At 56.1% G+C, this 22,277-nt stretch carries 24 protein-coding genes; 14 read left to right on the plus strand and 10 right to left on the minus strand.

The features are described 5' to 3' along the window. The 3 genes from AC9UEO_RS12475 to gatC all read right to left on the minus strand — a co-directional run. A partial coding sequence (locus AC9UEO_RS12475) for an Asp-tRNA(Asn)/Glu-tRNA(Gln) amidotransferase subunit GatB (RefSeq protein WP_509534000.1) occupies nucleotides 1-560 on the minus strand: 560 nt, incomplete at its 3' end. Beyond that, nucleotides 557-2,035 carry an Asp-tRNA(Asn)/Glu-tRNA(Gln) amidotransferase subunit GatA gene (gatA, locus tag AC9UEO_RS12480; protein WP_509534002.1) on the minus strand — a complete coding sequence of 493 codons (1,479 nt, stop codon included), beginning with the start codon at nucleotides 2,033-2,035 and terminating at the stop codon, nucleotides 557-559. The genes AC9UEO_RS12475 and gatA, both read right to left, overlap by 4 nt. 3 nt (nucleotides 2,036-2,038) lie before the next feature. Beyond that, nucleotides 2,039-2,377 (minus strand): Asp-tRNA(Asn)/Glu-tRNA(Gln) amidotransferase subunit GatC, encoded by a 339-nt coding sequence (gatC, locus tag AC9UEO_RS12485; RefSeq protein WP_509534004.1) that lies wholly within the window; start codon nucleotides 2,375-2,377, stop codon nucleotides 2,039-2,041. 90 nt (nucleotides 2,378-2,467) lie between these two features. Between gatC and AC9UEO_RS12490 the strand changes: the two genes are divergently transcribed. Genes AC9UEO_RS12490 through mrdA form a run of 4 tightly spaced genes read left to right on the plus strand, consistent with a single transcriptional unit; the run spans nucleotide 2,468 to nucleotide 6,947 of the window. After that, complete coding sequence (locus AC9UEO_RS12490; protein WP_509534007.1) at nucleotides 2,468-3,511, plus strand: rod shape-determining protein; 1,044 nt, start codon at nucleotides 2,468-2,470, stop codon at nucleotides 3,509-3,511. Next, nucleotides 3,512-4,429, plus strand: a complete 918-nt coding sequence (gene mreC / locus AC9UEO_RS12495; RefSeq protein ID WP_509534009.1) for a rod shape-determining protein MreC — start codon at nucleotides 3,512-3,514, stop codon at nucleotides 4,427-4,429. Then, nucleotides 4,426-4,956 (plus strand): rod shape-determining protein MreD, encoded by a 531-nt coding sequence (mreD, locus tag AC9UEO_RS12500; RefSeq protein ID WP_509534012.1) that lies wholly within the window; start codon nucleotides 4,426-4,428, stop codon nucleotides 4,954-4,956. The genes mreC and mreD overlap by 4 nt, the downstream gene beginning before the upstream one ends. Then, nucleotides 4,953-6,947 (plus strand): penicillin-binding protein 2, encoded by a 1,995-nt coding sequence (gene mrdA / locus AC9UEO_RS12505; protein WP_509534014.1) that lies wholly within the window; start codon nucleotides 4,953-4,955, stop codon nucleotides 6,945-6,947. Before mreD ends, mrdA begins: the two co-directional genes overlap by 4 nt. Here the strand turns inward: mrdA and AC9UEO_RS12510 are convergent. The 5 genes from AC9UEO_RS12510 to AC9UEO_RS12530 form a co-directional block, all read right to left on the minus strand. Beyond that, entirely contained in the window at nucleotides 6,944-7,699 is a 756-nt protein-coding gene (locus AC9UEO_RS12510; RefSeq protein ID WP_509534016.1) for a sulfite exporter TauE/SafE family protein, read from the minus strand. The two genes, mrdA and AC9UEO_RS12510, sit on opposite strands and share 4 nt — an antisense overlap. Nucleotides 7,700-7,902: 203 nt before the next feature. Next, complete coding sequence (locus tag AC9UEO_RS12515) at nucleotides 7,903-9,630, minus strand: GMC family oxidoreductase (RefSeq protein WP_509534019.1); 1,728 nt, start codon at nucleotides 9,628-9,630, stop codon at nucleotides 7,903-7,905. A gap of 36 nt (nucleotides 9,631-9,666) precedes the next feature. Then, nucleotides 9,667-11,178: a CoA-acylating methylmalonate-semialdehyde dehydrogenase gene (locus AC9UEO_RS12520; protein WP_509534022.1), complete on the minus strand. Its 1,512-nt coding sequence runs from the start codon at nucleotides 11,176-11,178 to the stop codon at nucleotides 9,667-9,669. Nucleotides 11,179-11,251: 73 nt separating this feature from the next. After that, nucleotides 11,252-11,725 (minus strand): MaoC family dehydratase, encoded by a 474-nt coding sequence (locus tag AC9UEO_RS12525; RefSeq protein WP_509534025.1) that lies wholly within the window; start codon nucleotides 11,723-11,725, stop codon nucleotides 11,252-11,254. Next, nucleotides 11,725-12,471, minus strand: coding sequence for an SDR family oxidoreductase (locus tag AC9UEO_RS12530; protein ID WP_509534028.1), 747 nt, complete (start codon nucleotides 12,469-12,471; stop codon nucleotides 11,725-11,727). Before AC9UEO_RS12530 ends, AC9UEO_RS12525 begins: the two co-directional genes overlap by 1 nt. A 107-nt stretch (nucleotides 12,472-12,578) precedes the next feature. On the opposite strand from AC9UEO_RS12530, the gene AC9UEO_RS12535 reads away from it, so the two are divergent. After that, nucleotides 12,579-13,184: a 2-hydroxychromene-2-carboxylate isomerase gene (locus tag AC9UEO_RS12535; RefSeq protein ID WP_509534031.1), complete on the plus strand. Its 606-nt coding sequence runs from the start codon at nucleotides 12,579-12,581 to the stop codon at nucleotides 13,182-13,184. A gap of 16 nt (nucleotides 13,185-13,200) precedes the next feature. Then, nucleotides 13,201-13,893 carry a dienelactone hydrolase family protein gene (locus AC9UEO_RS12540; protein ID WP_509534033.1) on the plus strand — a complete coding sequence of 231 codons (693 nt, stop codon included), beginning with the start codon at nucleotides 13,201-13,203 and terminating at the stop codon, nucleotides 13,891-13,893. A gap of 7 nt (nucleotides 13,894-13,900) precedes the next feature. On the opposite strand, the gene hemB is transcribed toward AC9UEO_RS12540, so the two are convergent. Beyond that, nucleotides 13,901-14,905, minus strand: coding sequence for a porphobilinogen synthase (gene hemB / locus AC9UEO_RS12545; protein WP_509534035.1), 1,005 nt, complete (start codon nucleotides 14,903-14,905; stop codon nucleotides 13,901-13,903). An 86-nt stretch (nucleotides 14,906-14,991) separates the two neighbouring features. Here hemB and AC9UEO_RS12550 point away from each other — a divergent pair, with 86 nt between their 5' ends. The 8 genes from AC9UEO_RS12550 to fusA all read left to right on the plus strand — a co-directional run bounded on the left by AC9UEO_RS12550 (nucleotide 14,992) and on the right by fusA (nucleotide 22,066). Continuing rightward, nucleotides 14,992-15,420, plus strand: a complete 429-nt coding sequence (locus tag AC9UEO_RS12550) for a CopD family protein (RefSeq protein WP_509534037.1) — start codon at nucleotides 14,992-14,994, stop codon at nucleotides 15,418-15,420. A 6-nt stretch (nucleotides 15,421-15,426) separates the two neighbouring features. After that, complete coding sequence (locus AC9UEO_RS12555) at nucleotides 15,427-16,545, plus strand: VanZ family protein (protein ID WP_509534038.1); 1,119 nt, start codon at nucleotides 15,427-15,429, stop codon at nucleotides 16,543-16,545. A gap of 10 nt (nucleotides 16,546-16,555) precedes the next feature. Next, nucleotides 16,556-16,891, plus strand: a complete 336-nt coding sequence (locus tag AC9UEO_RS12560; RefSeq protein ID WP_509534041.1) for a (2Fe-2S) ferredoxin domain-containing protein — start codon at nucleotides 16,556-16,558, stop codon at nucleotides 16,889-16,891. 2 nt (nucleotides 16,892-16,893) lie between these two features. Beyond that, entirely contained in the window at nucleotides 16,894-17,517 is a 624-nt protein-coding gene (locus tag AC9UEO_RS12565; RefSeq protein WP_509534043.1) for an alpha/beta hydrolase, read from the plus strand. Between the two features lie 27 nt (nucleotides 17,518-17,544). Then, nucleotides 17,545-18,696: a D-alanyl-D-alanine carboxypeptidase family protein gene (locus AC9UEO_RS12570; RefSeq protein ID WP_509534046.1), complete on the plus strand. Its 1,152-nt coding sequence runs from the start codon at nucleotides 17,545-17,547 to the stop codon at nucleotides 18,694-18,696. A gap of 108 nt (nucleotides 18,697-18,804) precedes the next feature. Further along, the gene (rpsL, locus tag AC9UEO_RS12575; RefSeq protein WP_509534049.1) at nucleotides 18,805-19,182 is read left to right on the plus strand and encodes a 30S ribosomal protein S12; all 378 of its coding nucleotides are present in this window, start codon (nucleotides 18,805-18,807) and stop codon (nucleotides 19,180-19,182) included. 153 nt (nucleotides 19,183-19,335) lie between these two features. After that, nucleotides 19,336-19,806 (plus strand): 30S ribosomal protein S7, encoded by a 471-nt coding sequence (gene rpsG, locus AC9UEO_RS12580; protein WP_509534051.1) that lies wholly within the window; start codon nucleotides 19,336-19,338, stop codon nucleotides 19,804-19,806. Nucleotides 19,807-19,963: 157 nt separating this feature from the next. Then, nucleotides 19,964-22,066: an elongation factor G gene (gene fusA / locus AC9UEO_RS12585; RefSeq protein WP_509534054.1), complete on the plus strand. Its 2,103-nt coding sequence runs from the start codon at nucleotides 19,964-19,966 to the stop codon at nucleotides 22,064-22,066. On the opposite strand, the gene AC9UEO_RS12590 is transcribed toward fusA, so the two are convergent. Beyond that, a partial coding sequence (locus AC9UEO_RS12590; RefSeq protein ID WP_509534057.1) for a hypothetical protein occupies nucleotides 22,059-22,277 on the minus strand: 219 nt, incomplete at its 5' end. The two genes, fusA and AC9UEO_RS12590, sit on opposite strands and share 8 nt — an antisense overlap.

The raw sequence follows: 22,277 nt of genomic DNA on the forward strand, positions 1-22,277 counted from the left end.
GTGACGAGTTTGTGCAGTTCTTTGGCATAGGCCACGGCCTCGGCGCTGCTACGCATGTCGGGCTCGGTGACGATCTCCAACAGCGGTGTGCCCGCGCGGTTTAAATCGATGCCCGACTGACCTACGAAGTCTTCATGCAACGACTTACCCGCATCCTCTTCCAAATGCGCCCGCACCAAGCGCACGGTTTTGCGCACCGTCTCTTTGCCCTCTTCCATGAAGAACGACACCTCGCCGCCTTGCACCACGGGGATTTCAAACTGGCTGATCTGGTAGCCCTTGGGCAGGTCGGGGTAAAAGTAATTTTTGCGCGCAAAAATGCTGCGCTCGGCGATGTGCGAGCCCAGTGCCAAACCCAGTTGTATGGCGCGTTCGACCGCGCCCTTGTTCATCACCGGCAAGGTGCCGGGCAAGGCCAAATCCACCGCGCAAGCTTGCGTGTTGGGTTCGGCGCCAAAGGCGGTGGAGGCGCGGCTGAAAATTTTGCTCTGTGTGGAGAGCTGTGCATGGGTCTCAAAGCCGATGACGACTTCGTAGCCGTGTACGAGAAAGGCGCTCATGCCGCACCTCCGGGTGTTTTCAAGTGGTGGTCGGTGGCCAGTTGAAACTGATGCGCCACATTCAACAACTTGGCTTCTTGCAAATAGTTGCCAATCAGCTGCATGCCCACCGGCATGCCCGCTTCGCCAAAGCCCACGGGGATACTCATGCCAGGCAAGCCTGCCAATGAAGCGGGCAGGGTGAAGATGTCGGCCAAGTAGTTGGCCAATGGGTCGTCAGATTTGTCACCCAACTTCCATGCGACGGTAGGTGCCACAGGACCGGCGATCACATCGCATTGGGCAAAGGCGGCTTGAAAATCGTTGGCGATCATGCGGCGAATTTTTTGCGCTTGCAAATAGTAGGCGTCGTAGTAGCCGTGCGAGAGCACATAGCTGCCAATCATGATGCGGCGTTTCACCTCATAGCCAAAGCCCTCGGAGCGGGTTTTTTCATACATATCTGCGAGGTCGGTGAAGTCTTTGGCGCGGTGGCCAAACTTCACGCCGTCAAAGCGCGAGAGGTTGCTCGACGCTTCGGCGGGTGCAATGATGTAGTAAACGGGAATAGACAATGAGGTGCGTGGCAAGGCAATGGGAACCACTGTGGCGCCATGGGCTTGCAGTGATTGCAATGCCGCATCGATGGGGCCACGCACATCCGCGGCCAAGCCGTCTGCAAAAAATTCATGGGGCACACCCACACGCAAGCCCTTCAAAGGCTTGTTCAGGTCGCGCGAAAAATCTTCTGCCTTCACGTCCAGCGAGGTGGAGTCGCGGTCCAAGTCGGGGCCACACATGGCAGAGAGCAGCAAAGCGCAGTCCTCGGCGCTGCGTGCCATAGGGCCTGCTTGGTCGAGGCTGGACGCAAAGGCCACCATGCCATAGCGCGAGGCGCGGCCATAAGTGGGCTTGATGCCAGTGATGCCACAAAACGCAGCGGGTTGGCGGATGGACCCGCCGGTGTCGGTGCCCGTCGCTGCGGGTGTCAGACGCGCGGCCACGGCGGCGGCGCTGCCGCCCGACGAGCCGCCAGGTATGCGTGTGGTGTCCCAAGGGTTGGTGACGGCTTGGGGCTTGGCAGAGGGCACGGCCACGTTTTCATTGGCCGAACCCATGGCAAATTCATCGCAACTGAGTTTGCCCAAACTCACCATGCCAGCGTCACTCAAGCGCTGCACCACGGTGGCGTTGAAGGGGGAGCGGTAGCCTTCCAAAATGCGCGAACCGGCGGTGGTGGGAAAGTCGGTGGTGACAAAAATGTCTTTGTGGGCGATGGGCACACCCAGCAATGGCGATGTGTCACCCGCTGCGAGGCGCACATCCGCCGCTTTGGCTTGGGCCAAAGTGACCTCGGAGTCCACGCTCAAAAACGCGTTGTGCGGGTTGCCACCCAAACGGGCCAACATGCGCGTGGACAACTCCACAGCGCTCACTTCTTTTTTTTGCAAGAGCGCCGACAACTGCGCCACGCCCAAGGAATGAAGGTCGGCCATGGCTTACTCGATCACTTTCGGCACCAAAAACAATCCGCGCTCCACCGCAGGTGCGCTGCGTTGGTTGGCTTCGCGTTGGTTAGGTTCGCTCACCGCGTCGTCGCGCAAGCGCAAAGCCATGCCCTCGGTGGCGCTGGGGGCGTGCGCGGCCAAATCTGCCAAAGGCATGGCGTCAATCGGGTGGGCCATGGGCAGCACACCAGAAGTGTCAACTTCGCGCATTTGCTCGACGATGGCAAAGAAGTTGTTCAGGCCTTCCAGCAGGCGTTGGCTGGCCGGGGCGTCAAACGTCAAGCGAGAGAGCTGCGCTAAGCGCTGTATATCGGTGGGTGTGAGAGACATGGTTGTTAAATAAGCAAGCCTTATGGCCAGAAACGGCATAGACGTTGGGTTATTATCCTGTCTTTGCTGGTAAACCCAGAGAGGATTGTGATGTTTGGAGCATTTCGTCGGTATTTCTCCACCGACTTGGCCATTGACCTGGGCACAGCCAACACCCTTATTTACGTCAGAGACCGTGGCATTGTGTTAGACGAACCCTCGGTCGTTTCCATTCGTCATGAAGGCGGCCCTCAGGGCAAGAAGAGCATTCAAGCCGTAGGCCACGAGGCCAAGGCCATGCTTGGCAAGGTGCCTGGCAACATCGAAGCCATTCGCCCGATGAAAGACGGCGTGATCGCCGACTTCACCGTCACCGAGCAAATGCTCAAGCAATTCATCAAGATGGTGCATCCGCGCTCTTTGTTAAAGCCCAGCCCGCGCATCATCATTTGTGTGCCTTGTGGCTCTACCCAAGTGGAGCGGCGTGCCATTCGTGAATCCGCTTTGGGTGCAGGTGCTTCCGAGGTGTATTTGATTGAAGAACCCATGGCTGCGGCCATTGGCGCTGGTTTGCCCGTGTCGGATGCCTCGGGTTCCATGGTGGTCGACATTGGTGGCGGCACCACCGAGGTGGGCGTTATCTCCTTGGGCGGCATGGTCTACAAAGGCAGTGTGCGCGTGGGTGGCGACAAGTTCGACGAAGCCATCATCAACTACATCCGCCGCAACTACGGCATGTTGATTGGCGAGCCCACTGCAGAGGCCATCAAAAAGCAAATTGGCTCGGCCTTCCCGGGCAGCGAAGTGCGCGAGATGGAAGTCAAGGGCCGCAACCTGTCTGAAGGCGTGCCGCGTTCTTTCACCATCTCATCGAACGAAATTTTGGAAGCGCTTACCGACCCCTTGAACAACATCGTGTCGGCGGTGAAAAATGCCCTAGAGCAAACGCCTCCCGAATTGGGTGCCGACATTGCCGAGCGCGGCATGATGCTCACGGGTGGCGGGGCGCTGTTGCGCGACCTTGACCGTTTAATGGCCGAAGAAACCGGCTTGCCTGTGCTGGTGGCCGAAGACCCGCTGACCTGCGTGGTGCGCGGTTGCGGCTTGGCCTTGGAGCGCATGGAGCGTCTCGGTTCGATTTTCACCAACGAATAAATGCCACTCGGGACGCTGGACCGAAATCCGCCGCCTTTCTTTAAGCAAGGCACCTCAGCGCTGACCAAGCTGATTATTTTCAGTTTTTTGTCGATGGCCCTGATGTTGGCCGACCAGCGTTACAACCTTGTACAACCCGCCCGTTGGGTCTTGTCCATCATCATTTATCCTGTGCAATGGGTGGCGTTACGCCCGCAAGTGGTTTGGTATGACCTCGGGGACGTTTTTGAAGGCAAGCAAGACGTCTTAGATAACTTGCAAGCCGCCAAAGCGCAACTACTGGCGCAATCGGTACGCACCTCACAACTCGAGCAACTCGAGCTTGAAAACCGCCATTTGCGTGAACTTCTAGAACTGCGCCAACGTACGCCTTCTCCTGCTATGGCTGCAGAGGTGTTGTACGAGGCAGGCGACCCCTACACCCGCAAAATGGTGCTCGACAAAGGTGCGCTCAATGGTGTGGTGCAAAGCTCGCCGGTCATGGACGAGCAAGGCATTTTGGGACAAATCACCCGCGTACACCCATTGGTGAGCGAAATCACTTTGGTCATCGACAGAGAGCACTCTATTCCTGTGCTCAATACCCGAACCGGAGCGCGTGGTGTAGCCTTTGGTGAGTCAGGCGGCGCACCATTGTTAGAGCTTCGGTACATGGCCACCAATGCAGACATTGAGGTAGATGACGTGCTCACCACCAGTGGTGTGGATGGCGTCTATCCGCCGGGCATTCCGGTTGCCAAAGTGGTCAAGGTGGAGCGTCGCGCTGATACCGTTTTTGCGCGCATCTTGTGCGAGTCGCTGGCGCGGGTGCAAGGCGCCCGACATGTGATGGTGCTCACACCAGTCAAGTTTGCGCTGGAGTCCCCCCCGCTAGAACATACGGCACCTTTGGTTCAACACAAAGGAGGGCGTCGATGATCATGCCGCGTGGCCAGCAATTGCTGCTGCCAGCCAACCCCACCTTCATGCTGCTGACACTGCTGATCGCTTTGTTGTTGGACATGGTGCAAAGCATGGCATTGTTTGGCAATGCGGCATGGCCCCCTGATTGGCTGGCTTTGCTCTTGTTGTTTTGGGGTGTGCATCAACCGCTGAAAGTGGGGGTAGGCATTTGCTTTTTCCTAGGCTTGCTTACCGACGTGCATCAAACATCGTTGCTGGGCCAGCATGCTTTGGCGTTCACGGTGCAAGGCTTTTTGGCTACCATGATTCATCGCCGCATATTGTGGTTTGATGTGCCCTCGCAGGCTTTGCAAGTATTTCCTGTTTTTTTAGCAACCCATTTATTAGAACTGGCTGTGCGCATGGGTTCGGGTGGCTTGTTTCCAGGCTGGTCGATGTTTATCTCCCCTTTGCTTCAAGCTCTGCTGTGGCCCTTGGTGTCGGTGTTGCTGCTCGCGCCGCAGCGGCGCGCTCCTGACCCCGATAAAAACCGACCTTTATGAGCTTGCTGCGCAACGTCGAATATGACCTGCGTCGTTTCAAGGGGCGGGTGTTTGCTGCCACAGCATTTGTCCTTATCGCCTTTAGCTTATTGTTTTTCCGTTTGGTGTATTTGCAGCTTTGGCGTTACCAAGAATTCAATGCGCAAGCCGAAAGTAACCGCACAGCCATCGTGCCTATCGTGCCCAACCGTGGCGTCATCATGGACCGAAATGGTGTGGTCTTGGCCACCAACTACTCGGCTTATACGCTTGAGATCACGCCATCCAAAATTCAAGCGCCGCTGGACGAGGTGATTGAAAGTCTCTCGGAGTTGATCGATATCCAAGGCCGCGATAAGCGGCGCTTTAAAAAGTTACGCGAAGAATCGAAAAGCTTTGAGTCGGTGCCGATTCGCACCCGCTTAAGCGATGAAGAGGTGGCGCGTTTTGCCGCCCAACGCTTTCGATTTCCGGGTGTTGAGATTCGCGCCCGTTTGTTTCGCAATTACCCCTATAACGACTTGGCCAGTCATGTGATTGGCTATATAGGACGCATCAACACGGCAGAGAAAGAAAAGCTGGAAGAGTCAGAGAACACGGGCAACTACCGTGGCACCGACTTCATTGGCAAACTGGGTGTTGAGCAAAGCTACGAGCGCCAATTGCATGGCCAAACCGGCGTGCATGAAATGGAAACTTCTGCTGGCGGCAGAGCGGTACGACGCTTACGCAGCAGCCCCGCCATTCCAGGCAACACCGTGGTGCTGTCTATCGATATCAAGTTACAAAAACTGGTGGAAGATTTGTATGGCAACCGCCGTGGTGCGATGGTCGCCATCGACCCTAAAACCGGCGAAGTGCTGAGCTTTGTGAGCAAGCCCACGTTTGACCCCAACCAGTTCGTCGAGGGTATCGATGCAGAAAACTGGAAGTTGCTCAACGAGTCGCCCGACAAACCTTTGCTCAACCGTGCGTTGCGCGGCACTTACCCGCCGGGCTCCACCTACAAGCCTTTCATGTCCTTGGCTGCCTTGAACACCGGTAAACGCTCTCCTACGCAAATCATTTACGACCCGGGCTTTTTCATGTTCGGCGACCATCGTTTCCGCGATGACAAAGAGGGCGGTCATGGTTCGGTGGACATGTACAAATCCATCGTCCAGTCCTGTGATACCTATTACTATTTGCTCGCTCGGGACATGGGCGTGGACATGATCCACGATCAAATGAAAGAGTTGGGTTTTGGTCAAATGACTGGCATCGATATTTCAGGTGAAGCGCGTGGCATCTTGCCCTCTACCCAATGGAAGCGCTCTAGTTACAAACGCCCTGAACAGCAGCGCTGGTACTCGGGCGAAACCATTTCTTTGGGCATCGGCCAAGGTTACAACAGCTTCACTATGTTGCAACTTGCCCAAGCTGTGGCCACCGTTGCCAACAACGGGACGCGCCGCAAGCCGCATTTGGTACGCGAGGTGGTCGATGTGGAAACCAAGGTGGCGCAAGCGGTAGCGCAAGAGGCTGGCACCGTCTTGCCCTTTCAAGCCGAGCACATAGATACCGTGAAAAAAGCCATGGTGGGAGTCAATATTGAAGGCACCTCTGCGTCAAGCTTTATGGGGGCAAGCTACACCAGCGCGGGGAAAACCGGCACGGCCCAAGTGTTCACCATTAAACAAAACGAAAAGTACAGCGCTTCCAAGATTGATGAGCGTTTGCGCGACCATGCTTTGTTCATCGCTTTTGCGCCTGCTGATGACCCTAAGGTGGCGTTGGCCATGGTGGTGGAAAACGCTGGCTTTGGTGCGCAAAGCGCAGCACCTATTGCGCGGCGTGTTTTCGATTACATGTTGATGGGGCAGTACCCATCGCTGGAAGATATAGAGGCTGTTCGCAATGGTCAAGCCACGCGCCCCATAGGCAAACCGCGCCCCATCGCCAGCGTGCCATGGCCGCCCAAGGCGGTTGTACCAGACGCATTGCCCCCCGATGACGATCCTGTGCTGCGCTAAAGCAAGGCGTCCTGCGCGGTTTTCAGCAGCAAGGCGCTGACCACCAAGATGAACAACCATCGCACATAGCTCGCGCCTTGACGAAGCGCCACGCGAGTGCCCAACCAACTGCCTGCGATATTGGCCAAGGCAATGGGCAGAAAAATTTCCCACAGTACATGACCTTGCCAGCCTAACCACAATAAAGCCGCCATATTGCTGGCCAAGTTGAGTACCTTGCTGTGCGCCGAGGCTTGCAAGAAATCAAACCCCAAAATTCTTACCAATAAAAAAACCAGCAAGCTCCCCGTGCCTGGTCCAAAAAACCCATCGTAAAAACCCATGACGCCGCCGCATATACCCATGGCCCACACTTGTATCCGACCGCTGTAACGGGGTTGGTGCGCTTGCCCAAAGTGTTTGTTCTTGAGGGTGTGAATCAACACCGCCAACAGCAGCAGTGGCAACGCTAGGCGTAGCAATTGTGGCGACAGCAGTGTCAACGTGTAGGCGCCCGCACAAGCGCCCAACACGGCACATAAAGCACCATAGCGCAAGGCCCGCCATTGCAGCTCAATTTGCCGCTGAAAACGCCACGCGGCAAACAAGGTGCCCCACACAGAAGCAGATTTGTTTGTCCCGAGAAGGGTTGCTGGCAAGGCATTGGGGTAGGTGGCAAACAGCGCAGGCACCAAAACCAAGCCACCGCCACCCACCGATGCATCGATAAAACCCGCCAACGCAGATGCAAGGGTGATCAAAACGGTGTCCATGGTTGTGCAGTTTCTCAGTCAAACAGCCTACAAACGAAAAAAAAGCACCGTTGTGCGGTGCTTTTTCTCTGTGACGCATACCACCTGATAGCGGCAACGTTTCTTTTGTCTCCTCAGACCCTCGGCAATCAAAACGAATCTTGCTTGCGAGTGGATGAACTTTAGTTCATGTGAGATTAGGGCTGGCTAAGGACTTTCCCCAGTCAAGCCTTGCTTTGTTTAGCTTCTAAGCTTAGCCATTCAGCGGCTTTCTCAGCCAGCATGAGCACCGGGCTGTTGGTGTTGCCGCTGGTGATGGTGGGCATCACACTCGCATCCACCACGCGCAGACCCTGCACCACGCCGCCACGACCATCGCGCACGCGCAACTCGGGGTCGACCACCGCCAGCGGGTCGTCCAAGCGACCCATGCGCGCCGTGCCCACGGGGTGAAAAATCGTGGTGCCAATGTCGCCGGCCAAGCGGGCCAGCTCATCGTCGCTTTGAAACTGAGTGCCCGGCTTCCATTCCTCGGGCTGGTATTTCGACAGCGCGGGTTGCGCGGCAATGCGGCGGGTGATGCGCAGCGAATCGGCGGCCACTTGGCGGTCGGCGTCGGTGCTGATGTAATTGGGCGCAATCAGCGGCGCTTGCTTGAAATCGGAACTTTGAATCTGCACCGTGCCTCGGCTGGTGGGGTTCAAGTTGCACACGCTGGCGGTGAAGGCGGGGAAGGCGTGCAGCGGTTCACCAAAGGCGTCCAAGCTCAAGGGCTGCACGTGGTATTCGATGTTGGGCCAAGGCTGTGACGGGTCGCTGCGGGTGAAAGCACCCAGCTGCGAAGGCGCCATGCTCATCGGGCCGCTTTGCTTGAACAGGTATTCCAAGCCAATCGCCGCTTTGCCCCACCATGTGTTGGCCAAGGTGTTGAGCGTTTTCACGCCTTTCACCTTGAACACCGCGCGGATTTGCAAATGGTCTTGCAGATTTTCACCGACACCCGGCAAGTCCACCACGGGTGTGACGCCGTGCTGTTGCAACAAAGCGCCAGGGCCAATGCCCGAGAGCTGCAAAATTTGTGGTGAGCCAATCGCGCCTGCGGTCAGCACCACCGATTGATTGGCGAGTGCCGTCACCATTTCACGTCCGTTCCAAACCTCTACCCCCGTGCAGCGCTGCTGGCCATTGGGCAAGGTCTCCATCAGCAATTTGGAGACATGTGCCGACGTCCACAGCTCAAAGTTGGGTCGCGCATAGCAGGTGGGGCGCAAAAAAGCTTTGGCGGTGTTCCAGCGCCAACCGTTTTTTTGGTTGACCTCGAAGTAGCCCACGCCCTCGTTGGTGCCGAGGTTGAAGTCGTCGGTGGCTGGGATGCCTGCTTGCACGGCGGCTTGGGCAAAGGCGTCCAAGATGTCCCAACGCAAGCGCTGCTTGTCGATGCGCCATTCGCCACCGGCATTGTGGTGGCGCAAGGTCTGGTGGTAAACGCTTTGGCCTTGGGTCAGCACCTCGCTTTTGGTACCCTTGGCGCCGTGCAAGGCATTGGCCCCCAGGTAATGGTCTTCGTGCAGCTTGAAGTAAGGCAAGCTGCTGTCCCAGCGCCAGCGTGCGTCGCCCGTCACCTCGGCCCAGTGGTCGTAGTCGCGCGACTGGCCGCGCATGTAAATCATGCCGTTGATGCTCGAGCACCCGCCCAAGACCTTGCCGCGTGGGTAGCGCAGGCTGCGCCCGTTCAGCCCAGCCGCAGGCTCTGTGTTGTAGAGCCAATCGGTGCGCGGGTTGCCAATGCAATACAAATAGCCCACAGGGATGTGCACCCAGTGGTAATCGTCTTTGCGCCCCGCCTCGATCAGCAGCACCCGCTTGCTGGCGTTGGCACTCAAGCGGTTGGCCAGCAAGCAGCCCGCGGTGCCCGCACCGACGATGATGTAGTCGAAGGTGTTGTCGTTCATGCGGATGTTTGGCGTTGTGCGCTGTGGGTCACGGGCTTATTTCGAGGTGGGCATGACGAACTCCGCGCCCTTGCCAATGCTCTCGGGCCAGCGCTGCATGATGGACTTTTGCTTGGTGTAAAAACGCACGCCCTCTTCGCCGTAGGCGTGCATGTCGCCAAACAGGCTGCGCTTCCAGCCGCCAAAGCCGTGCCATGCCATGGGCACGGGGATGGGTACGTTGATGCCGACCATGCCGACCTGTATGCGGCGGCTGAATTCTCGCGCCACATTGCCGTCGCGTGTGAAGCACGACACGCCATTGCCAAACTCGTGGTCGTTGATGATTTGCACCGCGGTGGCGAAGTCGGGCACGCGAACGCAGGCCAGCACGGGGCCAAAAATTTCTTCTTTGTAAATCTTCATGTCGGTGGTCACATGGTCGAACAGCGTGCCGCCCATCCAAAAGCCTTTGTCGCAACCGGCGCCTGCTGATGAGCCCTTGAAGCCACGGCCATCGACCAACAACTTCGCACCTTCTTTTTCACCTTGGGCGATGTAACCGGTGATGCGGTCGTGTGCAGCTTGGGTGACGATGGGGCCCATCTCAGCCGCCAGGTTTTCGCCGTTGAGCACCTTCAAAGTCTTGGTGCGCTCAATCAGTTTGGGCATGATGCGCTCGCCCACATCGCCCACCAATACGGCGACCGAAATGGCCATGCAACGCTCACCCGCTGAGCCATAGGCGCTACCGATCAGGGCGTCGACCACTTGGTCGAGGTCGGCGTCGGGCATGACCACCATGTGGTTTTTCGCGCCACCCAGTGCTTGCACCCGCTTGCCGTGGTGGGCGCCGGTCTCGTAGATGTAGTTGGCAATCGGGGTCGAGCCCACAAAGCTGATGGCTTTCACATCGGGGTGCACCAAGAGAGCGTCCACCGCCTCTTTGTCGCCTTGCACCACGTTGAACACGCCATCGGGCAAGCCGGCAAGTTTGAGCAAATCGGCCATCAGCAGCGCAGGCGTGGGATCGATGGGGCTGGGTTTGAGCACAAAGGTGTTGCCCGCAGCAATCGCCACGGGGAACATCCACATGGGCACCATCACGGGGAAGTTGAACGGCGTGATACCGGCCACCACGCCCAAAGGCTGGCGCAGGGTCCAGTTGTCGATGCCTGTCGAGACTTGCTCGGTGTAGTCGCCTTTCAAGAGTTGCGGGATGCCGGTCGCGAACTCGACGATGTCAATGCCCCGCGCCACTTCACCCTGTGCGTCGGTGAACACCTTGCCATGTTCGGCGGTGATGGCGTGGGCCAAAGCATTCTTATGGACATGCAGCAACTCTAAAAATTTGAACATCACACGGGCGCGGCGCAAGGGCGGCGCATCGGCCCAAGCAGGAAACGCGGCTTGCGCGGCAGCGACAGCTTGCGCTACATCGGCACCATTGGCCAAGGCCACGTGGGCGGTGACCGCGCCGGTGGCAGGGTTGGTCACGGGCTGGCTGCGCCCTGAGGTGCCTGCGTGCTGTGCGCCGTGAATGTGGTGGCCAATCTGCTGTGTGCTCATGCTTGTCTTTGTGTTTGTAGAAGATTCATTATCCTGAATTCATCCAGCGTCATTGCTCGAGGGATTGCATAGATCAGGGGCTTTCAAGGGGCGCAGGGTGGCGGCGTCTGAACATGCCCCAGCCCTCCATGTGCAACACCTTGTCGCCATGTTGGTTGAACATTTCCCACAGGTTGCGCGTCATGCCCACATCGGGGCGGCGGCCCATGGGTTTGGTCTCTAGCACCGTGGTCTGCAAACGCAGGGTGTCATTGGGGTAGACCGGTTTTTTCCATTGGATATTCTCTAAGCCCGGCGAACCCAAGCTAGAGGTTTGCTGCAAAAAATTCGTCACCATCAAGCGCATGGCCATAGAACATGTATGCCAACCGCTGGCGCACAAACCACCAAACACCGAGGCTTCGCCTGCTGCGTCGTTCAGGTGGAAAGGCTGTGGATCAAACTGGCTGGCAAAGGCAATGATTTCTTCGCGTGTGGGTGAAATAGCGCCCAAATCACGCACCTGTCCAACCGCCATGTCTTCCCAAAAGTAGGTGATGTCAGACATCAACGACCCCCGCCCACATCGATATTGGTGCCGGTGACATAGGCCGCCGCGTCACTGAGCAACCACACAATGGCCTCGGCCACTTCCATGGCAGTGCCTGGGCGCTGCATGGGAACCAGATGAGCCAGTTGGTTGGCTCTGTCAGGAATGCCGCCGCTGGCGTGGATATCGGTCAAGATCAGGCCTGGGCGGACCGCGTTCACGCGTATGCCTTCAGCTGCGACCTCTTTGGCCAATCCAATCGTGAAGGTGTCAATCGCCCCCTTGCTGGCGGCGTAATCAACATACTGGCCGGGCGCACCCAGCTTGGCGGCAGCGCTGCTGAGGTTGACGATGCCGCCGCCCGTGCCACCATGTGCAGTGCTCATGCGCAACACGGCTTGCTTGGCGCAAGCGAAAGAACCCAAAACATTGATGCGCATCATGCGCTCCAAACGCTGCCATGAGGTGGCGTCAACCCGAGCAGGCACATCCAGCACTCCCGCGTTGTTGACCAATCCGCTCAACACGCCCATGTCTTTGTCTACGCTTTGAAACAAGCGTTCAATGTCAGCTTCTATGCCCACATCGGCTTGGAAAGCTTGGGCTTGGCCGCCCATGGCGCGAATCTCTTGCACCACATGGTCTGCCGCTAGGGCGTCGCGGGTGTAATTCACCGCCACAGCCCAGCCCTGTTGGGCAGCTAAAACCGCAGTAGCAGCACCAATACCTCGGCTTGCGCCGGTGATAAGTAAAACGGGTGGCATGGGGATGTCTCCGAAGTGAAGTGAAAGGGGGCCATTCAAAATAGTACGATGGCGACCCGTTTGGCATTTTGCCAAGCGCAAAAAGATAACACGATTGGAGACACCCTTTGAGCCTTGTCATCGATTACTACCTGGCCCCGCAAAGCCCGTGGACTTACTTTGGCCACGCCCGCTTGGTGCAAATGGCCAAGCAAGCGGGTGCGACTGTGCGCATCATGCCCGTCGATTTGGGCGGTCAAATTTTCCCTGCCACCGGTGGTTTACCGGTGGGTCAACGCCCACCTCAGCGCCAAGCTTACCGTTTGGTGGAGTTGCAGCGCTTTAGCCATTTCTTGCAAATGCCCTTTAATTTAAAGCCCAAGTTTTTTCCCGTGGTCGGAGATGACGCTGCTCGGTTGATCATTGCGGTGGATCAGCACGATGGCGTGGACGCCGCCATGAAAGTGTGCGGCGCGGTGTTGGCCGCTGTGTGGGTGCAAGAGCGCGATATTGCTGACGCCAGCGTGCTGCAAGCCATTTTGAAAGAGCAGGGTGTTTCGGCTGATCGATGGGAGGCCGCCAAAGCCCCCTCAGCACAAGACGCCTACATGGCTTACACCCGAAAAGCCATGGAGGCGGGTGTTTTTGGTGCGCCCAGCTATGTGGTGGAAGGCGAAATCTTCTGGGGTCAAGACCGGCTGGATTTTTTACAACGTCGCTTACAAGCGGCTTGAGACAAGGGAGAGACACATGGGGCATTTTGTTCAATTGCGTGCAGCCGATGGCTTTGAGTCACAGGTCTATGTGGCACAACCCAAAACCGAGCCACGCGGTGCCATCGTGGTGCTGCAAGAAATTTTTGGTGTCAACTCGCATATCCGAGCCATCTGCGATGGCTTTGCGTTTGTAGGTTTTATAGCGATTGCGCCAGCCACGTTTTCCCGTGTGAAAAAAGACGTGGACTTGGGCTACACCGCCTCAGATGTTGAAATTGGCCGCGCCTTGAAAAACCTCTCGGAAGGTCTGCCCCCGCCTGGCGTGATGGCCGACGTGCAAGCCGCCATCAGCCACGCTTCGCTGGCTAGCAAAGGCAAAGTAGGTGTGGTGGGTTACTGCTGGGGCGGCTTGCTGAGTTGGCGTGCCGCCACCCAGTTGGCCAATATCAAAGCAGCAGTCACCTACTATGGCGGCGGCATGACCTTGGCGCCCGAGCTTGACAAAAAACCGCTGTGTCCTACGCTGTCGCATTTTGGTGCCAAAGACGGCTTGATACCCATCGATACCGTGAACGCATTTCAAAAAGCACAACCCAGTGTGCAGGTGCAGGTTTACGATGCCGACCACGGCTTCAATTGCGACCAGCGCGGCTCCTACAACGCCGCTGCCGCCGACTTGGCGCTAGAGCGCACCCTGGGCTTTTTCATCAAGCACCTCGAAGGCTAAGCGTCTTTTAAGCGTCGCGTAATTTTTCAGCCGCAGCGATGGCGAAATAGGTCAGCACACCGTCGGCACCAGCCCGTTTGAAGGCCAATAGGCTTTCCATCATCACCGCGTCGTGGTCGAGCCAGCCGTTTTGCGCGGCGGCTTTGAGCATGGCGTATTCGCCAGATACTTGGTAGGCAAAGGTGGGCAGGTGGAACTCGTCTTTGACGCGGCGCACGATGTCCAAGTAGGGCATGCCGGGTTTGACCATCACCATGTCTGCACCTTCGGCAATGTCCATGGCGACTTCGCGCAACGCTTCGTCGCTGTTACCCGCGTCCATTTGGTAGACCTTTTTGTTGCTTTTCCCTAGGTTACCCGCCGAGCCCACCGCGTCGCGGAAAGGGCCATAAAACGCGCTGGCGTACTTGGCGCTGTAGGCCATGATGCGGGTGTGGATGTGCCCATGCGCTTCCAAGGCTTGGCGGATGGCGGCAATGCGCCCGTCCATCATGTCGCTGGGCGCCACGATGTCCACGCCCGCCTCGGCTTGCGTGAGCGCTTGTTGCACCAACACTTTCACGGTTTCATCGTTCAAGATGTAGCCGGTCTCATCCAACCATCCGTCTTGGCCGTGGCTGGTAAAGGGGTCCAAAGCGACGTCGGTCATCACGCCCAAATCGGGAAATTCTTTTTTCAGTGCCTGAACCACCCGCGGCACCAGACCATTGCGGTTGGTGGCTTCCATGCCATCAGGGGTTTTCAAGCTGGGGTCAATGACCGGAAACAAGGCCATCACGGGTATTCCCAACTTCACGCATTGCTCGGCCACGGGCAACAACAGGTCAAGGCTTAATCGCTCCACGCCTGGCATGGAGGCGATGGCTTGGCGTTTCTTCTCGCCATCGAGCACAAACACGGGGTAGATCAGGTCGTCCACTGTGACATTGTTTTCGCGCACGAGGCGTCGGGTGAAGTCATCGCGACGCAAACGGCGCAGGCGGGTGGCGGGAAATTGGGTAGGTATCGTCATGCCGAAATTGTGCCGTAACGAACGGCGGGTTTATTGGGGTGAAACCCGAGGCCAGCGCTAAGTCGGCTTGCCACTAAACTTAAGCCATGCTCTGGGTCAAAGCCTTTCATATTATTTTCGTGGCCAGTTGGTTTGCCGGCTTGTTTTATTTGCCGCGCATCTTTGTCAATTTGGCCATGGTTCCGCCCGATTCTGCTGCTGAGCGTGAGCGCCTGCTGCTGATGGCGCGAAAGTTAATGCGCTTTATGACCATCCTGATGGTGCCTGCCTTGGGGTTGGGCTTGTGGCTATGGCTGGGCTACGGCATCGGCAGCAACCCGCAAGCCGACTGGATGAGCCTTAAATTGGCTGTTGTGGTCTTGGTTTTGGGTTACCACCATTTGTGTCTGCGTCACCTCAAGCACTTTGAGTCGGGGCAGGCAAGCCATTCCCATATTTGGTACCGGTGGTTCAACGAAGCCCCAGTGCTTCTGATGGTGGCCGCTGTGCTTTTGGTGGTGCTCAAACCCTTTTAAGCGGCTATGAAAACTTTACAACGCCGTACCACGGCTTGGCCCTTGGCTTGGCTGTGTGTGCTGGTGATTTGTTATGCCAGCTTGTATCCCTTTGAAGACTGGCGTAACCAAAATATCGCGCCATGGTCTTTTGTCAGCGCCCCATGGCCAAAATACCAAACCAATTTCGATAGGGTGAGCAATCTCTTGGGCTATATGCCTTTGGGTTTTTGGCTGAGCTTGGCCATGTTGCGCAGTGCCAAACCGCATTGGGCGGCTGTATTGCTTGGCTTTTTGGGTGCGTTTGGCTTGTCTTTCCTCATGGAATGTTCGCAAAGTTATTTGCCTCAGCGTGTGCCGTCCCAAGTCGATTGGCTGCTCAACAGCATTGGCGGCTTGGTCGGGGCGGTGTTATCGGCTTGGTTGGAGCGGCGCGGCTGGCTTTACCGTTGGGTGCAATTTCGCAAGCGATGGCTGGTGCCCCACGCCAGCGGCAGCTTGGTCTTGATGGTTTTATGGCCGCTGGCTTTGTTGTTTCCAACACCCGTGTTCTTGGGTTTGGGCAATGTCACAGAAAAATTCCTTGGCTTGGTTGAGGAGCTATGGCCTCAAGCCAGGTGGCCTGCCCAACTGGCGGAGCAACTTTTGATGACAGCACCCCTGCCCGCATGGTTAGAGATGTTGTGCGTGGCGGGCAGTTTGTGCGTGGCGGCAATGCTCGGCATGGCGGTGGTACGCGAGGCTTGGCAGCGCTTATCTTGGGTGAGTTTGGTGGTGTTGCTGGCGCTTTTAAGCAATACCTTATCGGCCTCTGTCACCTATGGACCAGAGCACACCTTTTTTTGGTTGACACCATTGACGGCGGCGGGTTTAGGGCTGGGTTGGATTAGCGCCTTATTGCTGGTGAGACTTTCCGCCGTGGCGCTGATACGCATCATGTTGCTGTTACAGATGGGTGTTCTGGGTGTGGTGAACTTGGTTGCGTCAAGCACCTATTTCGCCCAAACCGTTCAAACCTGGGAGCAAGGAAAATTCATTCGTTTCCATGGGCTGAGTGAGTGGCTGAGTTGGGGTTGGCCTTTTGCCCTTTTGGCATGGGGGCTGTTACACCTGATCAACGAAACAACGCATACCGAGGCCACCTAGAATGCCTTGCATGACTGAAGACAGCTATTTCAAACACCACGTATTTTTTTGCCTCAATCAACGCGACGCGCCAGATGCTTGTTGCGGCAATCACCAAGCACAGGACGCTTGGAAGCATTGCAAAACCCAGGTCAAAACCTTGGGCCTCAATGGTGCTGGTGGGGTGCGTGTCAATCAAGCCGGTTGTTTAGACCGTTGTGCCGGCGGGCCGGTGTTGGTGGTTTACCCCGAGGCCGTTTGGTATACCTACGTGGACAAGCAAGACATTGATGAGATCATCAGTTCGCACCTTCAGCAAGGCAAAGTGGTCGAACGGCTTCAACTTGACTCTGACGTAGGTCGCTAGCCATGGCCGTTTCTGCGCAAGCGTTATGGCTTGACTTGCCAGGCGGTCGTCATCAAGCTGTATTAGAAAAAGCCGCCACCCCTGCCAAAGGTTTGGCCTATGTCGCCCATCCACATCCTTTGTTTGGCGGCACCATGGACAACAAGGTGGTGCAGACCTTGTCACGCGCTTATGTGCAATCGGGCTGGGACTGTTTGCGCTTTAACTTTCGTGGTGTGGGGCAAAGCGAAGGTGTTTACGACGAGGGGCTGGGCGAAACCGACGATGTCCTTGAGGCTTTGCGCCAACTCGCCCCCGAAGGCCCTTTGGCTTTGGCGGGTTTTTCATTCGGCGCTTTTGTTGCTTGTCAGGTCATTTCACGACTGTGGCCTAGCCAACGTTTAGAAAAAATCATCTTGGTTGGCACAGCCGTCACCCATTTCAACCCCACCCCTTTGCCTGAACAATTGCATGACCAAACCTTGATGGTGCATGGCGAGAGCGACGACACCGTTGCTTTGCCTGCCGTCTTGCAGTGGGCCGCGCCCCAAGGCTTGCCTGTGATGGTAGTGCCAGCCTGCGGTCATTTCTTTCATGGACAATTGCCGCTTTTGAAGTCATTGGTCTTGCGTCATTTGCGAGCATAAAAAGTATTTTTCTCCCCAGGTAAAGTTATGAATTTGTTGCGTGTGTGTGTATTGTTCTTGGCGGTTTTATCTGCCAATGTGTTTGCCCAAATGCCAGAGCCGCCCGAAATTGCCGCCAAGGCGTATTTGTTGATCGATGTCACCGCCTCGCAAGTGCTGGCACAACGCCAAGCCGATGCCCCAGTGGAGCCGGCTTCTTTGACCAAGTTGATGACGGCTTATCTGGTGTTTGATGCTTTGCGGGCTAAAAAAATCAGCTTGCAACAAACCTTTTCCGTGAGTGAGACTGCGTGGAAAATGCCCGGCTCGCGCATGTTCATCGACCCCAAAATGCAAGTGCCTGTTGAGGACCTCATCAAGGGCATGATTGTCCAGTCGGGCAACGATGCCACCATGGCTTTGGCCGAGGGGGTGGGCGGCACCAAAACGCAGTTTGTGGCCATGATGAATGCGCAGGCCAAGGCTTTGGGCATGAACGCCACCAGTTACAAAAACCCTGAAGGCTTGACCGAGGCCGGGCACATTACTACTGCACGAGACTTGTCCCTATTGGCCACCCGCTTGATGCAGGATTTTCCTAGTTTTGTGGGCTACTACGCCATCCAAAAATACCGCTACCCCGGCACCCCAGCGGCCAACGACACCAACCGCAACCTGCTGTTATTTCGTGATCCCACAGTAGACGGCTTGAAAACCGGCCACACCGATGCCGCCGGTTATTGTTTGGTGGCCACCGCCAAACGTGACTTTCCCAACCTGCCAGCCCGGCGCTTATTGGCGATTGTGCTAGGTGCCAGCAGCGAAAACGCCCGCGCTGAAGAGGCTCAAAAACTCCTCAATTGGGGCTATACGGCCTATGACGGCATCAAACTCTTTGACGCCAACCAAGCTGTTTTGACACCACTGGTTTGGAAAGGTTTGGCCGACAGCGTGCCTTTGGGCCGCCCTCAAGCCATTGTGGTGGCCGTGCCACAAGGCCAAGCCTCTCGAATCAAAACGCAGGTTGTGCGCCCAGACCCCTTGTATGCACCACTGCAAATGAACCAAACTGTCGCCACCCTAAAGGTTTTTTTGGATCAAACCCCGCTGAGCGAAATGCCATTATTGGCACTTAAGCCCGTTCCAGAGGCTGGTTGGTTTGGCAGAACCTATGACACCCTTAAGTTGTGGGCGAGGTAGGCACTCGCTAACATGGTTGCTTGCCAGCGAAGTCAAGCCACTGGTATACTGTCAGGCTTTTCGGAAATTAACCGAACAACCTGTTTCAAACGTTGAAGGACGTTTTCAATGCCAACCATCAATCAATTGGTGCGCCACGGACGTGAAGTCGAGAAGACCAAGTCCAAGAGCCCTGCGATGCAAAACTCGCCCCAACGCCGCGGCGTTTGCACGCGTGTGTACACCACCACACCTAAAAAACCTAACTCTGCGCTGCGTAAAGTTGCCAAGGTTCGTCTAACCAACGGTTTCGAAGTGATTTCGTACATCGGTGGCGAGGGCCACAACCTGCAAGAGCACTCGGTTGTCTTGGTGCGCGGCGGCCGTGTCAAAGACTTGCCAGGTGTGCGCTACCACATCGTGCGTGGCTCACTCGACTTGCAAGGCGTGAAAGACCGCAAGCAGTCACGTTCCAAATACGGCGCCAAGCGCCCTAAGAAATCCTGATTTTTATCAGGTGTTTTGCTGGCTCTGGCGGGGCCTGCACAACATAGACCTGTTAGAGCGAACATGTTGTTTGCGCAGGTCGAGTAAGTGGAGGCCTTGATGGCCTTCGCGGACATTGTTTCAATGTCCAACTGAAACTACAAAGGAAGCACCATGCCACGTCGTCGCGAAGTCCCGAAACGGGAAATACTGCCAGATCCTAAATACGGCAACATCGAACTCTCCAAATTCATGAACGTGGTGATGGAAAGCGGCAAAAAAGCTGTCGCTGAACGCATCATCTACGGCGCCCTAGAGCAAATCCAAGCCAAATCTGGCAAAGACCCTGTCGAGCTTTTCAGTCACGCCATCAATAACGTCAAGCCCATGGTCGAGGTCAAATCTCGTCGTGTGGGTGGTGCCAACTACCAAGTGCCTGTTGAGGTGCGGCCTGTTCGCCGCCTGGCCTTGTCCATGCGTTGGATCAAAGAAGCTGCTCGCAAGCGTGGAGAAAAATCCATGGCTTTGCGTTTGGCCAATGAGTTACTGGAAGCGGCCGAAGGCCGTGGCGGAGCGATGAAAAAGCGTGACGAAGTTCACCGCATGGCTGAAGCCAATAAAGCTTTCTCTCACTTCCGCTTCTAAGAGCGCCCGCACAAGCGGGTCTGTTGTTTTCGCTGTGGCTGTTGTGTGTGATGTCACGTTTGTTTCGCGCAGCCCCCTTAGACTGAGACTCGCTCGCTACCCATCACAAGTGGAGCAGCGTTTTTTGTTTTTCAATTGATTCCCCAAGAGGTTGACCATGGCACGCAAGACTCCTATCGAGCGCTACAGAAATATTGGTATTTCTGCCCACATTGATGCGGGCAAAACCACCACTACAGAGCGCATTCTTTTTTACACTGGCGTGAACCACAAAATTGGTGAAGTGCATGACGGGGCGGCCACCATGGACTGGATGGAGCAAGAGCAAGAGCGTGGCATCACCATCACCTCTGCTGCCACCACTTGTTTCTGGAAAGGGATGGACTCATCATTCCCAGAGCACCGCATCAACATCATTGATACCCCAGGTCACGTGGACTTCACCATCGAGGTCGAGCGTTCCATGCGTGTGTTGGACGGCGCTTGCATGGTTTACTGCGCGGTCGGTGGTGTGCAACCTCAGTCCGAAACCGTGTGGCGCCAAGCCAATAAATACAAAGTGCCACGTTTGGCTTTTGTCAACAAAATGGACCGTACCGGCGCCAATTTCTTCAAGGTCTATGACCAAATGAAATTGCGCTTGAAAGCCAATCCCATTCCTATCGTGATTCCTATTGGCGCAGAAGAGCACTTCCGTGGCGTGGTCGATTTGCGCAAGATGAAGGCCATCATTTGGGATGAGGCTTCACAGGGAATGAAGTTCAATTTTGAAGAGATCCCTGCTGAGTTGGTGGCAGAAGCCAAAAAATGGCGCGAAACCATGGTTGAAGCTGCTGCCGAAGCCTCAGAAGACTTGATGAACAAATACCTTGAAGAAGGTGACTTGACTGAAGAAGAAATCACACACGGCCTGCGTGTTCGCACCATCGCCAGTGAAATTCAACCCATGATGTGTGGTACTGCTTTCAAGAACAAGGGCGTACAACGCATGTTAGATGCGGTCATCGAATTGATGCCCTCTCCCATCGATATTCCGCCCGTGGGCGGCACGGATGACGACGAAAAGGAAGTCTTCCGTAAAGCCGACGATAAAGAGAAGTTCTCTTCACTGGCGTTCAAATTGATGACCGACCCGTTTGTGGGGCAGCTCACCTTTGTGCGTGTGTATTCCGGTGTTTTGAAAAAAGGCGACACGGTTTACAACCCCATCAAAGGCAAAAAAGAGCGTATTGGCCGTATCGTTCAAATGCACGCCAACAACCGTGAAGAGGTTGATGAAATTTGTGCTGGCGACATTGCCGCTTGCGTGGGGCTGAAGGACGTCACCACCGGCGAAACTTTGTGCGATCCCGACAACATTGTGATGCTCGAGCGCATGGTGTTCCCCGAACCTGTGATTGCACAGGCTGTGGAACCTAAGACTAAAGCCGACCAAGAAAAAATGGGTATTGCTCTGCAGCGCTTGGCGGCAGAAGATCCTTCATTCCGCGTCAAGACCGACGAAGAATCAGGCCAAACCATCATCGCGGGTATGGGCGAACTGCATCTCGAGATCATTGTTGACCGCATGAAGCGCGAATTTGGCGTCGAAGCCAACGTCGGCAAGCCGCAAGTGGCTTACCGCGAAACCATTCGCAAAACCATTGAAGACAGCGAAGGCAAGTTTGTTCGCCAGTCGGGTGGTAAAGGTCAATACGGTCACGTGGTGTTCAAAATCGAACCCAACGAAGCTGGCAAAGGCTTTGAGTTTGTCGACGCTATCAAGGGCGGTGTGGTGCCGCGCGAATACATTCCCGCGGTTGAAAAAGGTGTCATTGAGGCCTTAACCACAGGCGTTTTGGCCGGTTACCCCGTTGTTGATGTGAAGGTTACATTGCACTTTGGTTCTTACCACGATGTTGACTCGTCAGAGATGGCGTTCAAGATGGCAGCCATCTTTGGTTTCAAAGAGGGTTGCCGAAAAGCCAGCCCCGTCATTTTGGAACCCATGATGGCCGTGGAAGTGGAAACACCCGAAGACTACGCCGGTAACGTGATGGGCGATTTGTCCTCACGCCGCGGTATGGTGCAAGGCATGGAAGACATGGTCGGTGGCGGCAAGGCCATCAAGGCCGAAGTCCCCTTGTCGGAAATGTTTGGTTACTCGACCACTTTGCGATCCATGTCGCAAGGTCGCGCTACCTATTCCATGGAATTCAAGCACTACACCGAAGCGCCTCGCAACGTGGCCGAAGCCATTGTTGCGGCAAGGGCTAAATAATTACCTGGGGATAGACCAAACCGATTGCGGTTTGCTCTGTCCCCACCGATTCGAAGTGTCTGCGACGATGCGCCGCCCTGTCACCCGTGCGGGGCGAATCAGCAGCATCGTGCAGACGTAAAACCTGTACACGGGCCTGTTCTTTGGAGATTTGACAATGGCAAAAGGCAAGTTTGAGCGGACCAAACCGCACGTGAACGTTGGCACGATT

It is taken from the genome of Limnohabitans sp. (assembly GCF_040401495.1).
Taxonomy (GTDB): Bacteria; Pseudomonadota; Gammaproteobacteria; order Burkholderiales; family Burkholderiaceae_C; genus Limnohabitans.

Excerpts from the sequence above, each read along its gene's own strand:
- gatA (WP_509534002.1), bottom strand. The coding sequence starts at position 2,035 with ATGGCCGACCTTCATTCCTTGGGCGTGGCGCAGTTGTCGGCGCTCTTG.
- gatC (WP_509534004.1), bottom strand. The coding sequence starts at position 2,377 with ATGTCTCTCACACCCACCGATATACAGCGCTTAGCGCAGCTCTCTCGC.
- AC9UEO_RS12490 (WP_509534007.1), top strand. The coding sequence starts at position 2,468 with ATGTTTGGAGCATTTCGTCGGTATTTCTCCACCGACTTGGCCATTGAC.
- mreC (WP_509534009.1), top strand. The coding sequence starts at position 3,512 with ATGCCACTCGGGACGCTGGACCGAAATCCGCCGCCTTTCTTTAAGCAA.
- mreD (WP_509534012.1), top strand. The coding sequence starts at position 4,426 with ATGATCATGCCGCGTGGCCAGCAATTGCTGCTGCCAGCCAACCCCACC.
- mrdA (WP_509534014.1), top strand. The coding sequence starts at position 4,953 with ATGAGCTTGCTGCGCAACGTCGAATATGACCTGCGTCGTTTCAAGGGG.
- AC9UEO_RS12510 (WP_509534016.1), bottom strand. The coding sequence starts at position 7,699 with ATGGACACCGTTTTGATCACCCTTGCATCTGCGTTGGCGGGTTTTATC.
- AC9UEO_RS12515 (WP_509534019.1), bottom strand. The coding sequence starts at position 9,630 with ATGAACGACAACACCTTCGACTACATCATCGTCGGTGCGGGCACCGCG.
- AC9UEO_RS12520 (WP_509534022.1), bottom strand. The coding sequence starts at position 11,178 with ATGAGCACACAGCAGATTGGCCACCACATTCACGGCGCACAGCACGCA.
- AC9UEO_RS12525 (WP_509534025.1), bottom strand. The coding sequence starts at position 11,725 with ATGTCTGACATCACCTACTTTTGGGAAGACATGGCGGTTGGACAGGTG.
- AC9UEO_RS12530 (WP_509534028.1), bottom strand. The coding sequence starts at position 12,471 with ATGCCACCCGTTTTACTTATCACCGGCGCAAGCCGAGGTATTGGTGCT.
- AC9UEO_RS12540 (WP_509534033.1), top strand. The coding sequence starts at position 13,201 with ATGGGGCATTTTGTTCAATTGCGTGCAGCCGATGGCTTTGAGTCACAG.
- hemB (WP_509534035.1), bottom strand. The coding sequence starts at position 14,905 with ATGACGATACCTACCCAATTTCCCGCCACCCGCCTGCGCCGTTTGCGT.
- AC9UEO_RS12550 (WP_509534037.1), top strand. The coding sequence starts at position 14,992 with ATGCTCTGGGTCAAAGCCTTTCATATTATTTTCGTGGCCAGTTGGTTT.
- AC9UEO_RS12555 (WP_509534038.1), top strand. The coding sequence starts at position 15,427 with ATGAAAACTTTACAACGCCGTACCACGGCTTGGCCCTTGGCTTGGCTG.
- AC9UEO_RS12560 (WP_509534041.1), top strand. The coding sequence starts at position 16,556 with ATGACTGAAGACAGCTATTTCAAACACCACGTATTTTTTTGCCTCAAT.
- AC9UEO_RS12565 (WP_509534043.1), top strand. The coding sequence starts at position 16,894 with ATGGCCGTTTCTGCGCAAGCGTTATGGCTTGACTTGCCAGGCGGTCGT.
- AC9UEO_RS12570 (WP_509534046.1), top strand. The coding sequence starts at position 17,545 with ATGAATTTGTTGCGTGTGTGTGTATTGTTCTTGGCGGTTTTATCTGCC.
- rpsL (WP_509534049.1), top strand. The coding sequence starts at position 18,805 with ATGCCAACCATCAATCAATTGGTGCGCCACGGACGTGAAGTCGAGAAG.
- rpsG (WP_509534051.1), top strand. The coding sequence starts at position 19,336 with ATGCCACGTCGTCGCGAAGTCCCGAAACGGGAAATACTGCCAGATCCT.
- fusA (WP_509534054.1), top strand. The coding sequence starts at position 19,964 with ATGGCACGCAAGACTCCTATCGAGCGCTACAGAAATATTGGTATTTCT.